This window comes from Streptomyces sp. NPDC059900, assembly GCF_050270335.1.
GTDB lineage: Bacteria > Actinomycetota > Actinomycetes > Streptomycetales > Streptomycetaceae > Streptomyces.
Genome location: NZ_JBNNJZ010000983.1, coordinates 1 through 1,835, shown reverse-complemented (window position 1 = coordinate 1,835; position 1,835 = coordinate 1). Strand labels below are relative to the sequence as shown.

Here is a 1,835-nt window from a genome sequence, read left to right as displayed (position 1 = left end):
CCTCGTCCCCTTTCGCACGGATCGCGCTGACGCTCTCATGCACTCCGGGCCCTGTGGGGCGGGGAAGGCCAGTCGCGGTCGGCGTCCCCCTGATCCGGTGTGATCCACACTAGCGGATGTCATGGCCGCGCTCAATCGCTGGTCAGGGGGAGTGCCCGCGCCGGTGTTCCCGGCGTGAGCGTGCGCGGCACGGATGCGCCGGTGGCCGCGGCGCGTATTGCGGCCGGGAGGCGCGCTTCCGGGGGCGCGAAGGCGCAGGGGGCGCGCAGGCCTGCCTGTGCCGGTGGCTGCGGCTGGTGTTTGCGTGCGTGGTCCCGGCGGACCGGAGGTCCGGTGCGAGTCGGAGGTCCGGTGCGAGTCGGAGGTCCGGTGCGGACGTGCGGTCCGGTGCAGACGTGCAGGAAGCCCGCACCGGACCCGCCCGCGCTACTCGCCGCCGGTTGCCACGGCCAGTGCCGTCGCGGGGTCGTGGGCCGCGGGGCCCGCAGGCGCCCAGCGCCCGCGCTCCTTGCGGTAGGGCCACCAGCGCCCGTCGCTCCCGTGCCGCAGCTGAGCATCGCCGCCGATGACGGTCCAGCGGTTGCGGGCCGCACGCAGCCGCGGCCGCTCGTCCTCGTCCCAGGCCGCGTCCAGCGCCGCACGCGCGCGTGCCAGCGCCTCCGCCTCGGGGGCCCACTCCTCCTCCAGGACGGCCAGCGCTGCCGGACCTCCGTAGCCCCAGGCCCGCACGGCGAGCGCGAGCCCGTCCCGCCCGCGGCGGGCGGCGGTCGACAGACGCGCGCTCACCGCCGCGGGAGCCGTGGCGGCCAGGCGCACGGCATCCTCCTCCAGCGTCAGTTCCCCCTCCAGCGGCTGGCGTTCGTGCCCGGGGGAGAGGGCCTCGGCCAGCATCCGGTGCGCCTCCGCAGCCGCCTGCGCCGCCAGGAACTCCAGTGCCGTCACGTCGAGACCGGGCGCGGGCTCCGCCTCCGTGTCGAGGGAGGGCGGCAGACCCGGCTCAGGCGGCAGCGCAGGCAGATCGGGCAGCGGGGGCAGGATCGCTCCCTGTGCGTACGCCTCGCCGGCGTCCACGCCCTCCAGGGCCCCCTCCTCCTCGTCCGCGGGCGCCTCCTCGGCCTCCGCCTGCGCCACGCTGCGTACTTGCAGCTCGTCGAGGAGCTCGCGCTCGCCGCGGCCGCGCATCAGGAACAGCACGAACGGATCCTGGTCGAGCAGCCGGGCCACCTGGTAGCAGAGCGCGGCGGTGTGCCCGCAGTGGTCCCACGCGTCACAGTCGCACTGCGGCTCCAGATCGCCGATGCCGGGCAGGAGTTCGACGCCCGCCGCCGATGCGTCCTCCACGAGATGCGGCGGCATCTCGCGGTCCAGCAGCGCCGCGATGTGCCCCGCCCGCTCGACGGCCATGCCCAGGAAGCGGTCCCAGTCGTCCTCGCCGAGCCGCTGCAGCAGCACGTCGGAGCGGTGCGGGGTGCCGTGGCGGTCCTTGACGACCGCCGTGATCCGGCCGGGGCGCACCGATACCGCGCCGACGGCTCCCGCACGCGCGAGCCTGCGGCCGGCCTTGAGCTGCGCGAGGTCCAGTGCCGTGTCCTCGAGCGCCTTCAGCCAGGCATGGCCCCACCAGCTCTGCGCGAAGCCCCGACCGTGCGCGGGCGGCAGCGCGGCGAAGGTGCGCTCCTGCTCGTACGCGCCCTCTCCGTGCCGGCCGTTTGCCCGCAGGCCGCCGTCCGTCTCGTCGTACATGTCGCTCATCGCGTCCCCCCTCGCAGCTCCACCAGGTCCGACAGTTCGGCGTCGGTGAGTTCGGTCAGCGCCGCCTCGCCGGAACCGAGGAC

The 1,835-nt window shown here is 75.6% G+C and carries 1 protein-coding gene; it reads right to left on the bottom strand.

The window, feature by feature from the left end; all coding sequences use genetic code 11:
- Positions 1-426 precede the first annotated feature (426 nt).
- Positions 427-1,752: an SWF or SNF family helicase gene (locus ACQKIP_RS46450; RefSeq protein WP_427745764.1), complete on the bottom strand. Its 1,326-nt coding sequence runs from the start codon at positions 1,750-1,752 to the stop codon at positions 427-429.
- Between the last annotated feature and the right edge of the window lie 83 nt (positions 1,753-1,835).